Genomic DNA, 15,543 nt, shown 5'->3' with positions numbered 1-15,543 from the left:
GACGGCCGCCCACCCCCGTTCCGCGGGCTCCGGCGTGGATGGCCTGGTAGGGGGCCCTCCCGGCGGGAGGTGCGACGACTGGCACAGTGGAGGGGTGAGTACGTCTCAGGGCCAGCGCGCCAGCCTGGACAAGCAGCCGCATGAGGTCGCCGCGATGTTCGACGGGGTGGCCGCCCGCTACGACTTGGCGAATACCGTTCTCTCCTTTGGGCAGGACCGGTCCTGGCGGCGGGCGACCCGGGCCGCGCTGGGCCTGCGACCTGGCGAGCGGGTGTTGGACGTGGGTGCCGGCACCGGCGTCTCGACCGGGGAGCTCGCCCGTTCGGGGGCGTACGCGGTCGGCGCCGACCTCTCCCTGGGCATGTTGGCCGCGGGCCGGCGGACCCGCCCCGAGGTGCCCCTGCTGGCCGGGGACGCGCTGCGGTTGCCCTTCGCCGATGCCAGCTTCGACGCGGTGACCATCTCCTTCGCGCTGCGCAACGTGCAGGACACCGCGGCGGCGCTGCGGGAGCTGGCCCGGGTCACGAAGCCCGGCGGCCGGCTGGTGGTCTGTGAGTTCAGCACCCCGGTCAACCCCGCCTTCCGCACGATCTACCTGTCGTATCTGATGCGGTCGCTGCCGGCGGTGGCGCGGTCGGTGGCGAGTAGCCCGGACGCGTACGTCTACCTGGCGGAGTCGATCCGCGCGTGGCCGGACCAGGCGGCGCTGGCGGAGCTGATCGGGTCGGCGGGCTGGCAGCGGGTGGGCTGGCGCAATCTGACCGGCGGCATCGTCGCGCTGCACCGTGCCTTCCGGCCGTGACGGCGGCGCCCGTGCCCCGGGTGGGCCGGCCGCAAAACGGCGATTCGTGCCGAAGTGAGACGCCATCTCGCCCCTACCGCCGCTGACCGGCAGGTTTCTCGTAAGTTAGGTGCCCCTAATATGCAGCCGGTACCTGGCCGGTCATAGACTCCATACCGTCTGGCTTGTGAACGTTTTCACGAGCGTGCGGGAGGGGAGGTGCGGATGACCACGGAGAACGACGCCGAGGTGATCGTCGTGGGCGCGGGCCCAGGTGGTTCGGCGACCGCGTACCACCTGGCCCAGCACGGCGTCCGAGTGTTGCTGCTGGAGAAGACCGAGTTCCCCCGGGAGAAGGTCTGCGGCGACGGGTTGACCCCGCGCGCGGTGCGCCAGCTGCTGCGGATGGGCGTGGACACCTCGGCCGAGGCGGGCTGGGTGCGCAACCGTGGCCTGCGGGTCGTCGGTGGTGGCCTCCGACTCGAGTTGGACTGGCCCGACCTGGCCAGCTTCCCCAACTACGGCCTGGTGCGTCCCCGGCTGGACTTCGACGAACTGCTCGCCCGGCGCGCCGTCGCCGCCGGTGCTAAGTTGCGCACCGCGGTGGAGGTCACCGCCCCGATCTTCGACCGTGCCGGCCGGGTGGTCGGGGTCGAGGCGGCGGTCGGCCCGGAGCGGGAGCCGGCCACCTTCCGGGCGCCCCTCGTGGTCGCCGCGGACGGCGTGTCCGGCCGCTTCCCGCTCGCCCTCGGGCTGGCCAAGCGGGATGACCGACCGCTCGGCGTGGCGGTCCGGCGGTACTACCGCTGCCCGGCGAAGCACGATGACAACTACCTCGAGTCTTGGCTGGAGCTGCGCCGCAAGGGCAGCGACGCGCTGCTGCCCGGCTACGGCTGGATCTTCGGGCTGGGCGACGGCCGGGTGAACGTCGGGCTCGGCGTCCTAAACTCCTCCTCCGCTTTCGGTAAGACGAACTACCGGCGGTTGCTCACCGACTGGCTCGCCAACACCCCCGAGGAGTGGGGGATCGCCGACGAGGCCAACGCCGAGGGGTCGATCCTCGGTGCGGCGCTGCCGATGGGCTTCAACCGGGTGCCGCACTACTCGCGCGGCACACTGCTCGTCGGCGACTCCGGCGGCATGGTCAACCCGTTCAACGGCGAGGGCATCGCGTACGCGATGGAGTCGGGGGAGTTGGCCGCGGAGATCGCGGTGCAGGCGCTCGCCCGTCCGGCCGGCGTCGGGCGGGAGCGCGCGCTGATGGCGTACCCGGCGGAGCTGAAGGCCCGGTTCGGCGGCTACTACCGGCTCGGCGGCGTCTTCGTGAAGCTGATCGGCCGTCCCGAGATCATGCGGGCGGCCACGAAGTACGGCCTGCCGCACCCGATGTTGATGCGCTTCGTGCTCAAGTTGCTGGCCAACCTGACCGACCCGCGCGACGGGGATGCGATGGACCGGGTCATCAACGCGATGACGAAGGCGGCGCCGGCTGTGTGACGCGGTCTGGATCGCGGTGTGTTTTGACCCCGCCGGCAATCGCCGATCGGGATGTGAATAGTGTGATATTTGTCCAGCATCGAGGGCAGGGAAGGACGAGCAGGAGAAACGATGTCGCTCTCGCCTTACATACCGATCATCGGGTTGTTCGCCCTCGCCGCGGCGTTCGCGCTGTTCTCCGTGGCAGCCGCCCGCCTCGCCGGTCCGCGCCGCTACAACCGGGCCAAGCTCGAGGCGTACGAGTGTGGAATCGAGCCGAGCCCGCAGCCGGTCGGCGGCGGTCGGTTTCCGATCAAGTTCTACCTGACGGCGATGCTCTTCATCGTCTTCGACATCGAGATCATCTTCCTCTTTCCCTGGGCTGTCTCGTTCGATGCCCTGCCGATCTTCGGCCTTGTGGAGATGGTCCTGTTCATCGTCGCGGTCTTCGTCGCGTACGCCTTCGTGTGGCGGCGCGGCGGCCTGGACTGGGACTGAGGAAGGAACCGTAGATGGGTATCGAGGAGAAGCTCCCCGCCGGTGTCCTGCTCACCTCGGTGGAGAAGTTCGTCAACTGGTCGCGTAAGTCGTCGGTCTGGGGGGCCACCTTCGGCCTCGCCTGCTGCGCCATCGAGATGATGGCGGCCGGCGGACCGCACTACGACATGGGCCGTTGGGGCATGGAGGTCTTCCGGGCCTCACCCCGGCAGGCCGACCTGATGATCGTTGCCGGGCGGGTGAGCCAGAAGATGGCCCCGGTGCTCCGGCAGATCTACGACCAGATGGCCGAGCCCCGCTGGGTGCTGTCGATGGGCGTCTGCGCCAGCAGCGGGGGCATGTTCAACAACTACGCGATCGTCCAGGGCGTTGACCACGTCGTGCCGGTGGACATGTACCTGCCCGGCTGCCCGCCCCGGCCGGAGATGCTCATCGACGCGGTCCTCAAGCTCCGCGAGAAGATCATGCACGAGCCCCTCGGTCCGAACGGCCGCAAGATGGCGGAGGCCCGCAAGGCCCGCGGCGACGTGCCGGTCGTGCCCTACGGGTCGATGCCGTCGTCGTACCGCAGTGACAAGGCTCGTCGCGCCGAGTGGACGAAGGCTGTCCGCGAGGGCCGCGAGGAGCAGCTGCGGATTGAGAACTGGATGAAGGCCCAGCCCCACCTGCAGCAGTACGAGGGGTTGAAGAAGTGACTGAGCTTGCGAGCCCCGCGGTCGTGAACGGAGGGCCGGTGACATGAGCGCACCTCAGGACAAGACGGACGACGGTGGCGTGCCGGTGCCGGTGACCCCGGCCGGGGCCACCGGTGGCGCTCCGGCCGAGCTGCCCCCGTCGAGCCCCGCCGGGCGCGGGATGTTCGGCGACCAGGGCACCGGTGATGTCTCCGGCTACGGCGGGCTGGTCCGCCCGCAACGGCCGATCGAGGCGGCCACCCGGCCGTACGGCGGCTACTTCGACGAGGTCACCGACGCGCTGGAGGAGGCGTACCCGGCCTTCGGCGAGGCGATCGAGAAGGTCGTGGTCGACCGGGGTGAGCTGACCCTGCACATCCGCCCGGAGCGGATCGCCGAGGTGTGCCAGGTGATGCGGGACGACCTCTCGCTTCGGTTCGAGCTCCTCTCGTCGGTATCCGGGGTGGACTACCTCGGCGCCGACGCCCGCCGGCTGCACGTGGTCTACCAGCTGACCTCGATGACCTACCGGCGTCAGGTGCGGCTGGAGACGGCGGTCTCCGCCGAGGAGCCGCACCTGCCCAGCGTGACCAGCGTCTACCCGACCGCCGACTGGCAGGAGCGGGAGGCGTACGACATGTTCGGCGTCATCTTCGACGGTCACCCCGGCCTGACCCGGATCCTCATGCCGGACGACTGGGAGGGCCACCCGCAGCGCAAGGACTATCCGCTGGGTGGTGTGCCGGTCGAGTACAAGGGCGCCGAAATCCCGCCACCGGACCGCCGGAGGTCGTACCAGTGAGTGAGCTTGCGAGCCCGGTCGCGAACGGAGGGCAGGGACGGTGAGCGCGAGGAGTGAGCTTGCGAGCCCCGCAGTCGCGAACGGAGGGCAGGAAGAGTGAGCGCGTCCAACTACGCCACCGAGCGGGAGACCGCCGAGGGCAAGGTCTTTACCGTCACCGGCGGGGACTGGGATGTCGTCCTCTCCGGCACTGACCCGCTCAACGACGAGCGGATCGTCGTCAACATGGGTCCGCAGCACCCGTCCACGCACGGGGTGCTCCGGCTGGTGCTGGAGCTGGAGGGCGAGACGGTCCGTGAGCTCCGCTCGGTCGTCGGCTACCTGCACACCGGCATCGAGAAGAACATGGAGTTCCGGAACTGGGTTCAGGGCTCGGCCTTCGTGACCCGGATGGACTACCTCGCCCCGCTGTTCAACGAGACGGCGTACTCGCTGGCGGTGGAGAAGCTGCTCGGCATCGAGGAGCAGGTCACCGAGCGGGCGACCATCATCCGGGTCCTGATGATGGAGCTCAACCGGATCTCCTCGCACCTGGTCTGGGTGGCCACCACGGCCATGGAGCTGGGCGCGATCAACATGATGCTCTACGGCTTCCGGGAGCGGGAGTACGTCCTGGAGATCTTCGAGCTGATCACCGGGCTGCGGATGAACCACGCCTACGTCCGCCCGGGCGGGGTGGCGCAGGACGTGCCGGACGAGGCGATCGCCAAGATCCGTGACTTCTTGAAGCTGATGCCGAAGAAGCTCGCGGAGTACGAGAAGATGCTCTCCGGCCAGCCGATCTGGCTGGAGCGGACGCAGAACGTCGGGGTGCTCGACGCGACCGGCTGCCTCGCGATGGGCGTGACCGGCCCGGTGCTGCGCTCCGCCGGCCTCGCCTGGGATCTGCGCAAGACGATGCCGTACTGCGGCTACGAGACGTACGAGTTCGACGTGCCGACCCACACCGATGGTGACGTCTGGGGCCGGTACCTGGTTCGGCTGGCCGAGATTCGGGAGTCGTTGAAGCTCGTCGAGCAGGCGGTGGACCGGCTCCGGCCGGGCCCGGTGATGGTGGCGGATCGGAAGATCGCCTGGCCGGCGCAGCTCGCCATCGGGGTCGACGGCATGGGTAACTCGCTGGAGCACGTGGCAAAGATCATGGGGCAGTCGATGGAGTCGCTGATCCATCACTTCAAGCTCGTCACCGAGGGCTTCCGGGTCCCGCCCGGCCAGGTGTACGTGGGCATTGAGGCACCGCGGGGCGAGCTGGGTGTGCACGCGGTCTCCGACGGGGGGACCCGGCCGTACCGGGTGCACTACCGGGAGCCGAGCTTCGTCAACCTCCAGGCCCTGCCGGCGATGGCCGAGGGCGGCCTGATCGCGGACGTGATCGCCGGTGGCGCCTCGCTGGACCCGGTGATGGGTGGGTGTGACCGGTGAGTGACGCAGTCGCGAACGGAAAGGGGGCACCGATGACCGTGTTCTCCGAGGAGACCCGGGCGCGGGCCCGGGAGATCATCGCTCGGTATCCGGCCGATCGGTCCCGCTCGGCGTTGCTGCCGCTGCTGCACCTGGTGCAGTCGGAGGAGGGGTATGTCTCCCCGGCCGGCATCGCGTTCTGCGCCGAGGTGCTGGGGCTGAACAAGGCCCAGGTCGGTGCGGTCGCCTCGTTCTACACGATGTACAAGCGGCGGCCGACCGGCGACTGGCTGGTCAGCGTCTGCACCAACACGATGTGCAACGTGCTGGGCGGCCAGGAGGTGTACGACGCCCTGGTCGAGCACCTCGGTGTCGGGCACGAGGAGACCACGGCCGACGGCACGATCACCCTGGAGCACGCCGAGTGCCTGGCGGCGTGCGACTACGGACCGGTGATGACGGTCAACTACGACTTCTTCGACAACGTGGACTCGAAGACGGCGGTCGGCGTGGTCGACGAGCTGCGGGCCGGTAACCGGCCGACTCCGAGTCGCGGTGCTCGGCTCTGCCAGCTGAAGGAGATGTCGGTGCAGCTCGCCGGCTTCGCCGACGAGCGCGAGGGCGCGGTCGCCGACGGGGGCCCCGGCGAGCCGACCGTGCGCGGGCTGCGGCTGGCGCAGGAGCACGGCATCGCGGTAACCGGGTTCGACCCGAACACGCCGATCCGCAGTAAGGCCGAGGCCGAGCAGGCCGCCGCCGAGGCGAAGGCGAAGGCCGAGGCCGCCAAGCCCGCCGCCGCTTCGGCTGGCGCGGCCAAGGAGAGCCGGCCGGCCGGTTACGCCAAACCCGCCAGTGACGCCAAGCCCGCGGGGGACGACGCGCCGGTGAAGGAACGCTCGTTGAAGGACGCAGCGGCGGGCATGGGAGATGCGGCCGGGAACGAAAGGGGCGCGGACCAGTGACCACTCCTCGGCCGGAGACGCTGGCCAAGCTCACGCCGGTGCTCACCAAGCGCTGGCTGTCACCGGACGCCTGGCGGATCGGCACCTATGAGCGGCTGGACGGTTACGCCGCGCTCCGCAAGGCGTTGGGTGCCCACCCGGACGACCTGATCCAGCTGGTCAAGGACTCCGGGCTGCGCGGGCGGGGCGGCGCGGGCTTCCCGACCGGCCTCAAGTGGGGGTTCATCCCGCAGGAGCCGGACGGCAAGGCCCCGACCCGACCGCACTACCTGGTGGTCAACGCGGACGAGGGCGAGCCGGGCACCTGCAAGGACCTGCCGCTGATGACGCACGACCCGCACTCCCTGATCGAGGGTGTGATCATCGCGTCGTACGCGATCCGGGCCAACCGGGCCTACATCTACATCCGCGGCGAGGCGGTGCACGCCGCCCGTCGGCTGCGCCACGCGGTGCAGGAGGCGTACGCCCGGAACTACCTCGGGAAGAACATCCTCGGCAGCGGCTTCGACCTGGAGCTGGTGGTGCACTCGGGGGCCGGGGCGTACATCTGCGGTGAGGAGACCGCGCTCCTGGACTCGCTGGAGGGGTTCCGCGGCCAGCCCCGGCTGCGCCCGCCGTTCCCGGCGACCCACGGTCTGTACGCCAGCCCGACGGTGGTGAACAACGTCGGCACCATCGCCTCGGTTCCGTATCTCGTGCTGGGGGGTGCCGCCTGGTGGCGGAGCATGGGCACGGAGAAGTCCTCCGGGCCGATGATCTACTCGCTCTCCGGCCGGGTCGTGAACCCGGGCCAGTTTGAGTGCTCGATGGGGGTCACGCTCCGCGAGCTGATCGAGCTGGCCGGCGGCATGCAGCCGGGGCACTCGCTGCGGTTCTGGACGCCGGGCGGCTCGTCAACGCCGCTGCTGACCGCCGATCACCTGGACGTGCCGCTGGACTTCGAGGGAGTGGCGGCGGCGGGGTCGATTCTCGGCACCACGGCGACGCAGATCTTCTCCGACCAGGACTGCCCGGTCTACGCGACGTACCGGTGGCTGGAGTTCTACCACCACGAGTCGTGCGGCAAGTGCACCCCGTGCCGGGAGGGCAACTACTGGATGGTCCGGGTCTACCGCCGGATCCTCTCCGGCCAGGGCACCCAGGAGGACCTGGACACGCTCCTGGACACCTGCGACAACATTCTCGGCCGCTCGTTCTGCGGCCTCGGTGACGGTGCCACCAGCCCGGTGACCTCCTCGCTGAAGTACTTCAAGCAGGACTACCTCGACTATGTCGAGGGCCGGACCGCACCGAAGCTTTCCGACAAGCAGTTGGTGGGAGCCCACTGATGACGGACGTAGCCAAGCAGACCGAGACGGTCACGCTCACCATTGACGGTATCGAGGTCACCGCCCCCAAGGGGGAGCTGGTGATCCGGGTGGCCGAGCAGATGGGCGTCGAGATCCCTCGGTTCTGCGACCATCCGCTGCTGGCCCCGGTGGGGGCCTGCCGGCAGTGCCTGGTCGAGGTGGAGGGGCAGCGTAAGCCGGTCGCCTCCTGCACCCAGACCGTCGCGGACGGCATGGTGGTGAAGACGCAGCTCTCCTCTCCGGTTGCCAAGAAGGCGCAGGAGGGGATGATGGAGCTGCTGCTCGTCAATCACCCGCTCGACTGCCCGATGTGCGACAAGGGCGGCGAGTGCCCGCTGCAGAACCAGGCGATGTCGACCGGCCGTACCGACTCCCGGTTCCACGAGCACAAGCGCGAGTACGAGAAGCCGCTGGAGATCAGCACGCAGGTGCTGCTCGACCGCGAGCGGTGCGTGCTCTGCCAGCGGTGCACCCGGTTCTCCGAGGAGATCGCCGGCGACAAGTTCATCGACCTGATGAACCGCTCCTCGGCCGAGGAGATCAACATCTACCGGGACGAGGCGTACGGTGACTCGGAGAGCGAGGACGGCGACGTGCCGTTCAACTCGTACTTCTCCGGTAACACCGTCCAGATCTGCCCGGTGGGGGCGCTTACCGGCGCGCAGTACCGCTTCCGCGCCCGCCCGTTCGACCTGGTCTCCAGCCCCAGCATCTGCGAGCACTGCTCGGCCGGCTGCGCCCAGCGCACCGACTGGCGGCGGGGCAAGGTGCTGCGGCGGCTGGCCGGCGACGAACCGGCGGTCAACGAGGAGTGGAACTGTGACAAGGGGCGCTGGGGCTTCCAGTACGCCCGCGCCACCGACCGGTTGACCACCCCGCTGGTCCGGGACGAGCGCACCGGCGAGCTCCGGGAGGCCTCCTGGAGCGAGGCGTTGACGGTAGCCGCCGACGGGCTGCGGGCCGCCCGCGACGGTGGGTCGGGTACGGCGGTGCTCACCGGCGGTCGGCTGACCGTCGAGGACGCCTACGCGTACGCGAAGTTCGCCCGGGTCGCGCTGCAGACCAACGACCTCGACTTCCGGGCCCGGCCGGTCTCCCGCGAGGAGGCCGACTTCCTGGCCAGCTCGGTCGCCGGAGCCACCGATGTCAGTTACGCCGACGTCGAGCGGGCGCCCGCGGTGGTGCTGGTCGGCCTGGAGCCGGAGGAGGAGTGCCCAATCCTCTTCCTGCGGCTGCGCAAGGCGCACCTGAAGAAGAACCTGACGGTCTACGCCATCGCGCCGTTCGCCACCCGCGGCCTGGAGAAGCTCGGTGCCAAGCTGGCCCGGGTGGTGCCGGGCGAGGAGGCGAGCGTGCTCGCCGAGCACGCGACGGTCGCCGAGGCGCTCAGCCAGCCGGGGGCGGTCCTGCTCGTCGGTGAGCGGCTGGGCGCGACCCCGGGTGGGCTCTCCGCCGCGGCGGAGGTGGCCCGGCGTACCGGCGCCAAGCTGGCCTGGGTGCCGCGGCGCGCCGGTGACCGGGGCGCGGTGGACGCGGGCTGCCTGCCGAACCTGCTCCCCGGTGGTCGTCTGGTCACCGAGCCCGCCGCCCGCGCCGAGCTGGGCGAGGCGTGGGACGTGCCGGCCGGGACCATCCCGAGCCAGGCGGGCCGGGACACGGACGCCATCCTCGCCGCGGCAAGCGCCGGCGAACTCGGCGCGCTGGTCGTGGCCGGCGTCGACCCGGCGGACTTGGCCGACCCCCGACTGGCCGAGCAGGCGCTGGACACGGTGCCCTTCCTGGTCAGCCTCGAGCTGCGCAACAGCGCGGTGGCGCGGCGGGCGAACGTGGTCCTTCCGGTCGCCCCGGTGCTGGAGAAGGCGGGAAGCTTCCTGGACTGGGAGGGGCGGCTGCGTCCCTTCGAGGCGGTGCTGAACACCGCCGCGATGACCGACGGCCGGGTGCTGGACGCGCTCGCCGCGCAGCTTGACGTACGGCTCGGCACCGCCGATGTGCCGGCCGTCCGCCGCGAGTTGGGCGAGCTGCCGCCGACCCGGACCACGAAGCCGGCCCCGCCGACGGTGGCCCCGGCGGCCGTACCGCAGCCGGGCGCCGGCGAGGCGGTGCTGGCCACCTGGCACCAGCTGATCGACCTGGGCACGCTGACCGAGGGGGACGAGCACCTCGGCGGTACGGCCCGCCCGGCGGTGGTCCGGCTGTCCCGGAGCACCGCGGAGTCGATCGGTGTCGCCGAGGCGGAGGCGGTGACCGTCGGCACCGAACGCGGCGGCGTCACCCTGCCGGTGGTGGTGACCGAGATGCCGGACGGTGTGGTCTGGTTGCCCACCAACTCGCCCGGCTCGACCCTCCGCCGCAGCCTTGGCGTCGCGGCCGGCGCGGTGGTGCGGATCTCCGCCGGTACGACCGGCTCGACCGTTCCCCCGCAGTCCGACGCCCCGGTCGCCGCCGACGTGACCGACCGCCCGGGCCCGCTCCTCAACTCCGGTGGTGTCCAGTGAGGGTGGGGAGAGCACGAGTGGGGCGGGTTAGCCCCGCAGTCGCGACCGAAAGGTGGGCACAGTGACCTTCCTCGCCCAGGAACCGACGCTGGCCGATTTTGGCCAGGACCCGTGGTGGCTGGTCCTGATCAAGGTTGTCTTCGCGTTCGCGTTCGGCCTGCTGGCCACGCTGCTCGGCGTCTGGTTCGAGCGGCGGGTCGTCGGCCGGATGGCGGTCCGGCCGGGTCCCAACCAGCTCGGCCCGTTCGGCCTGCTCCAGACGCTCGCGGACGGCATGAAGATGGCCTTCAAGGAGGACATCCTGCCGCGCTCCGCGGATAAGGTCGTCTACTTCTTCGCGCCGGTCATCTCGGTGGTCTGTGCGGTCACCGCGCTGTCGGTGATGCCCTTCGGCCCGATGGTCAGCATCTTCGGGCACCAGACGCCGTTGCAGGTCACCGACGTCTCGGTGTCGGTGCTGCTGGTGCTGGCCTGCTCGTCGATGGCGGTCTACGGTGTGGTGCTGGCGGGCTGGGCCTCCGGGTCGACCTACCCGCTCCTGGGCGGCCTGCGCTCCGCCGCGCAGCTGATCTCGTACGAGGTCGCGCTGGGCCTCTCCATCGTGGCGGTCTTCATGCTCTCCGGCACGATGTCGACCAGCGGGATCGTCGCGGCGCAGGGAGAACGCCCCCAGCTTGAGTTCTTCGGCTTCGATATCTCGGCGCCCGGCTGGTACGCGATCCTGCTTTTCCCGAGCTTCGTCATCTTCTTCATCGCCATCGTCGGGGAGACCAACCGGGCCCCGTTCGACCTGCCCGAGGCCGAGTCCGAGCTGGTCGCCGGCTTCATGACCGAGTACAGCTCGCTGAAGTTCGCGCTGATCATGCTCTCCGAGTACGTCGCCATGGTGACGATGTCGGCGTTCACGGTGACGCTCTTCCTCGGCGGCTGGCGCGCGCCCTGGCCGATCACCTACTTCTGGGATGGGGCGAACTCCGGCTGGTGGCCGATGCTGTGGTTCTTCGGCAAGGTTCTCCTCCTGGTCTTTGTCTTCGTCTGGCTGCGGGGCACCCTGCCCCGGCTCCGCTACGACCAGTTCATGCGCCTCGGCTGGAAGGTTCTGCTCCCGCTCAACCTGGTCTGGATCCTGGTGCTGGCGGGCTGGCTGAAGACCCAGGGCTGGGAGCGCGCGGACCGGCTGATCCTCTACGGGGCCATCGCCGGTGTGGTGCTGATCGTCACCCTGTTCTGGCCGAACCGGCAGCCGGCGCCGAAGCCGACGCTGGCCGAGGAGGTCAACAACCGGCCGGCGGGCAGCTTCCCGCTGCCGCCGCTGGATCTTCAGGTACCACCGAGCCCGCGGACGCAGCGCATCGTCGCCGAGCGGGAGCCGGCCAACCTCGCCGACACGGACTCCAGGGAGGTGTGACGTGGGCGCGATCACCGGAACGTTCAAGGGCTTCGGGGTCACCTTCTCGCACATGTTCAAGAAGGTGGTCACCACCGACTACCCGTTCAAGCCGCCGGTCGCGGCACCGCGCTACCACGGGCGGCACATCCTCAACCGGCACCCGGACGGCCTGGAGAAGTGCATCGGCTGTGAGCTGTGTGCCTGGGCCTGCCCGGCGGACGCGATCTACGTGGAGGGTGGCGACAACACGGAGGAGGAGCGTTTCTCCCCCGGCGAGCGGTACGCCAGCGTCTACCAGATCAACTATGCCCGCTGCATCTTCTGCGGACTCTGCATCGAGGCGTGCCCGACCCGCTCGCTGACCATGAGCAACGAGTACGAGCTGGCCCGGGACAACCGCCAGGATCTGATCTTCACCAAGGAGCAGCTCCTGGCGCCGCTGCTGTCCGGGATGGAGCAGCCGCCGCACCCGATGCGGTTGGGTGACAGCGAGAAGGACTACTACGTCGGCGCGTTGGAGAACCCGGGCACCTCTGCCGGGGCGGAGCGCTCGCCGATGGGCCCCGGCCGCTACCGGATCAGCGAGCACCCCGGTGTGCAGTTCCCCGGCGCCGACCAGGCCGCAGAGCGGGCGGACAAGGGAGACGGAGCATGACCACGCAGACGGTGCTCGCCGCGGCGGGTTCGGTACCCGGCGGTGAGGCAGTCACCTTCTGGATCCTCGCCCCGCTGGCGCTGATCGGCGCGATCGGCATGGTCGCCGCCCGCAACGCGGTGCACTCGGCGTTGATGCTGGTCCTGACGATGCTCTGCCTGGGCGTCTTCTACGTGGTCCAGGCCGGGCCGTTCATCGGCTTGGTGCAGATCATCGTCTACACCGGCGCGATCATGATGTTGTTCCTCTTCGTGCTGATGCTGGTGGGCCGCGGCGCCTCGGATTCGGTGATCGAGACGCTGCGCGGCCAGCGGGTCGCGGCGCTGGTGCTCGGCGTCGGGTTCGCCGGCCTCGTCGGCACCGGCATGTACCGGGCGCTGGCCGGTAGCACCGCCGCCGGTCTCGCCCAGGCCAACGCCGAGGGCAACGTGCAGGGCATCGCCCGGCTGCTGTTCACCAGGTACGTCCTCGCCTTCGAGCTGACCTCGGCGCTGCTGATCACGGCGGCGGTCGGCGCGATGGTGTTGGCGCACATCGAGCGGCGCCGGGAGGACCGGATGGACCAGTCCGCCACCATGAGGGCGCGGTTCCGTCCCGGTAACTACCCCGGCCCGAAGCCCGGCCCCGGCGTCTTCGCCACCTCCTCGTCGGTCGCCACGCCGGCCCGCCTGCCCGACGGCCGGCTGGCCGAGCAGAGCACCCCGGAGATCCTGCCGGTTCGGGAGCTGACCGCCGAGGACACGACGTTGAAGGGGACCGAAAAGTGAGCGAGTTCTTCTCGGTCGAGCCGAACTACTACCTGGTCCTCGCCGCGGTGCTGTTCACCATCGGCGCCGCCGGGGTACTCGTCCGGCGGAACGCGATCGTGCTGTTCATGTGCGTTGAGCTGATGCTCAACGCGGCCAATCTGACCCTGGTCACCTTCAGCCGGATCAACGGTGACCTCAATGGGCAGATCATGGCGTTCTTCGTGATGGTGGTGGCCGCGGCCGAGGTCGTGGTCGGACTCGCGATCATCATGGCGATCTACCGGACCCGGCGCTCGGCGAGCGTCGACGACGCCAACCTGCTGAAGTACTGAGGGGCCTGCGGTGATGGAGATTCTGGCGAAAGCCCCCGTCGAGCCGGTGGGCGCCGTCACGTACGGCACCGCCGAGGGGTTGCTCGGCAGTGTCTGGCTGCTGGTGGCGATCCCGCTGGTAAGCGCTGCGATCCTGCTGCTGCTCGGCCGCCGGGCGGACCGGTGGGGGCACTGGCTGGGTGTCGCATCGGTCGGTGTCGCGTTCCTGCTGGGCCTGACCTACTTCTTCCAGCTCCGCGGCCTGGAGAACCGGTCCGTTGAGCTGAGCCTCTGGGATTTCATCGCGGTCGGTGACCTCCGGGTGGACTTCGGGCTGCTCTTCGACCCGCTGGCGGCGGTCTTCGTACTGCTGATCACCGGGGTGGGCTTCCTGATCCACCTGTACGCGGTGGAGTACATGGCCCACGACCCGGGGCGTCGGCGGTTCTTCGCGTACTTCAACCTGTTCGTCGCCGCCATGCTCCTGCTGGTGCTCGGCAACAACTACGTGATGCTCTTCTTCGGCTGGGAGGGCGTCGGGCTGGCGTCGTACCTGCTGATCTCCTTCTGGTACGTGCGGCCCGCCGCCGCCACCGCCGGTAAGAAGGCGTTCCTGATGAACCGGGTCGGCGACGCCGGCCTGCTGATCGGCATCTTCATCATGTTCGCCACCCTGGGCACCACGCAGTACGACGAGGTCTTCACCGGCGTCGGCTCGCTGACCGCCACCACGGTCCTGCTGCTCGGCCTGCTCCTGCTGCTCGGTGCGGCCGGAAAGTCGGGTCAGTTCCCGCTGCAGGCGTGGCTCCCGGACGCGATGGAGGGCCCGACCCCGGTCTCGGCGCTCATCCACGCGGCCACCATGGTCACCGCGGGTGTGTACCTGATCGCCCGCTCCAACCCGATCTTCTCGGCGAACTCGACGCTGCAGCTGGTCGTGGTGAGCATCGGTGCGCTGACGCTGCTGCTCGGCGCCGTCATCGGGATGGCCAAGGACGACATCAAGCGGGTGCTCGCCTGGTCAACGGTGAGCCAGATCGGCTACATGTTCCTCGGTGTCGGTCTCGGTGGCGCGGCGTACGCGCTGGCCATCGTGCACCTGCTGGCGCACGGCTTCTTCAAGGCCAACATGTTCCTGGGCGCCGGCTCGGTGATGCACGGGATGAAGGACCAGGTCGACATCCGGCGCTTCGGCGGGCTGGCGAAATACATGAAGATCACCTGGTTGACCTTCATGGCCGGCTGGCTGGCGATCATCGGCCTGCCGCCCTTCTCCGGCTTCTTCTCCAAGGAGCCGATCATCGTGGCCGCGTTCGAGCGGGACGACTGGACGGCCTGGCTGTTCGGCATGGCGGCCCTGCTCGGTGCCGGCCTGACCGCGTTCTACATGACCCGGCTGTTCGTGCTCACCTTCCACGGCCCGGCCCGCTGGACCGAGGAGATCGACCACCCGCACGAGTCGCCGAAGCTGATGACGATCCCGCTGATCCTGCTCGCGGTCGGTTCGATCGCCGCCGGTGCCCTGATGGTCGGGCCGGTCCCCGAGTGGCTGGAGGCGACCGCCGGACTGGGCGGTGGCTCGGAGGCCGCGCACGAGACGGTGCTCTCGCACCTCGCCATCACGATCCTGTCGATCGGGGTGACCGTGGTCGGCGCCGGGCTCGCCTGGTTCCTGTTCCGGCGTGGCACGGCCACGGAGCCGCAGCCGGCGGGGGTGCTGGTCACCGCCGCCCGGAAGAACCTCTACACCGACGCCGTCAACGAGACGGTGTTCGAGAAGCCGGGCATCTTCCTCACCCGGGCGCTGGTCTACCTGGACAACCGGGGCATTGACGGACTGGTCAACGCCCTCGCCGCCGGCGTCGGCGGTGGCTCGGGTCGGCTCCGGCGGCTGCAGACCGGCTTCGTCCGGTCGTACGCCACCACGATCCTGGCCGGTGCCCTGCTGGTGGTGGCGGCCTTCCTGGCCGTCGAGGCGGGGTGGCTGGTGTGATCGA

Annotated in this window: 14 protein-coding genes; all 14 read left to right on the top strand. The window is 69.8% G+C overall.

Annotated features, from left to right (window positions below; genetic code table 11):
- Positions 1-94 precede the first annotated feature (94 nt).
- The 14 genes from SALPAC2_RS0113520 (at position 95) to nuoL (ending at position 15,539) form a co-directional block, all read left to right on the top strand.
- Positions 95-802, top strand: coding sequence for a demethylmenaquinone methyltransferase (locus SALPAC2_RS0113520; RefSeq protein ID WP_018217177.1), 708 nt, complete (start codon positions 95-97; stop codon positions 800-802).
- Between the two features lie 204 nt (positions 803-1,006).
- Positions 1,007-2,278: a geranylgeranyl reductase family protein gene (locus SALPAC2_RS0113515; RefSeq protein WP_018217176.1), complete on the top strand. Its 1,272-nt coding sequence runs from the start codon at positions 1,007-1,009 to the stop codon at positions 2,276-2,278.
- A 111-nt stretch (positions 2,279-2,389) separates the two neighbouring features.
- On the top strand, positions 2,390-2,755 hold the full coding sequence (locus tag SALPAC2_RS0113510; protein ID WP_018217175.1) for an NADH-quinone oxidoreductase subunit A: 366 nt from the start codon (positions 2,390-2,392) through the stop codon (positions 2,753-2,755).
- Positions 2,756-2,769: 14 nt separating this feature from the next.
- Complete coding sequence (locus SALPAC2_RS0113505; RefSeq protein ID WP_018217174.1) at positions 2,770-3,450, top strand: NuoB/complex I 20 kDa subunit family protein; 681 nt, start codon at positions 2,770-2,772, stop codon at positions 3,448-3,450.
- A 43-nt stretch (positions 3,451-3,493) separates the two neighbouring features.
- A complete protein-coding gene (locus SALPAC2_RS0113500) occupies positions 3,494-4,231 on the top strand; it encodes an NADH-quinone oxidoreductase subunit C (RefSeq protein WP_018217173.1) in 738 nt (245 codons plus the stop codon).
- A 96-nt stretch (positions 4,232-4,327) separates the two neighbouring features.
- Positions 4,328-5,653: an NADH-quinone oxidoreductase subunit D gene (locus SALPAC2_RS0113495; protein WP_018217172.1), complete on the top strand. Its 1,326-nt coding sequence runs from the start codon at positions 4,328-4,330 to the stop codon at positions 5,651-5,653.
- 32 nt (positions 5,654-5,685) lie between these two features.
- Positions 5,686-6,594, top strand: coding sequence for an NADH-quinone oxidoreductase subunit NuoE (nuoE, locus tag SALPAC2_RS0113490; RefSeq protein WP_018217171.1), 909 nt, complete (start codon positions 5,686-5,688; stop codon positions 6,592-6,594).
- Positions 6,591-7,922: an NADH-quinone oxidoreductase subunit NuoF gene (gene nuoF, locus SALPAC2_RS0113485; protein WP_018217170.1), complete on the top strand. Its 1,332-nt coding sequence runs from the start codon at positions 6,591-6,593 to the stop codon at positions 7,920-7,922. The genes nuoE and nuoF overlap by 4 nt, the downstream gene beginning before the upstream one ends.
- A complete protein-coding gene (locus SALPAC2_RS0113480) occupies positions 7,922-10,441 on the top strand; it encodes an NADH-quinone oxidoreductase subunit G (protein WP_018217169.1) in 2,520 nt (839 codons plus the stop codon). The genes nuoF and SALPAC2_RS0113480 overlap by 1 nt, the downstream gene beginning before the upstream one ends.
- 61 nt (positions 10,442-10,502) lie before the next feature.
- Positions 10,503-11,849 (top strand): NADH-quinone oxidoreductase subunit NuoH, encoded by a 1,347-nt coding sequence (gene nuoH / locus SALPAC2_RS0113475; RefSeq protein ID WP_018217168.1) that lies wholly within the window; start codon positions 10,503-10,505, stop codon positions 11,847-11,849.
- 1 nt (position 11,850) lies between these two features.
- On the top strand, positions 11,851-12,486 hold the full coding sequence (gene nuoI / locus SALPAC2_RS0113470) for an NADH-quinone oxidoreductase subunit NuoI (protein ID WP_012015255.1): 636 nt from the start codon (positions 11,851-11,853) through the stop codon (positions 12,484-12,486).
- A complete protein-coding gene (locus tag SALPAC2_RS0113465; protein WP_018217167.1) occupies positions 12,483-13,253 on the top strand; it encodes an NADH-quinone oxidoreductase subunit J in 771 nt (256 codons plus the stop codon). The genes nuoI and SALPAC2_RS0113465 overlap by 4 nt, the downstream gene beginning before the upstream one ends.
- A complete protein-coding gene (gene nuoK, locus SALPAC2_RS0113460) occupies positions 13,250-13,567 on the top strand; it encodes an NADH-quinone oxidoreductase subunit NuoK (RefSeq protein ID WP_018217166.1) in 318 nt (105 codons plus the stop codon). Before SALPAC2_RS0113465 ends, nuoK begins: the two co-directional genes overlap by 4 nt.
- A gap of 13 nt (positions 13,568-13,580) precedes the next feature.
- Complete coding sequence (gene nuoL, locus SALPAC2_RS0113455) at positions 13,581-15,539, top strand: NADH-quinone oxidoreductase subunit L (RefSeq protein ID WP_018217165.1); 1,959 nt, start codon at positions 13,581-13,583, stop codon at positions 15,537-15,539.
- Positions 15,540-15,543 lie beyond the last annotated feature (4 nt).

This window comes from Salinispora vitiensis (assembly GCF_000378825.1).
Taxonomy (GTDB): Bacteria; Actinomycetota; Actinomycetes; order Mycobacteriales; family Micromonosporaceae; genus Micromonospora; species Micromonospora vitiensis.
Note: the sequence above shows the minus strand (reverse complement) of the source record. Positions and strands in the feature narration are given on the sequence as shown.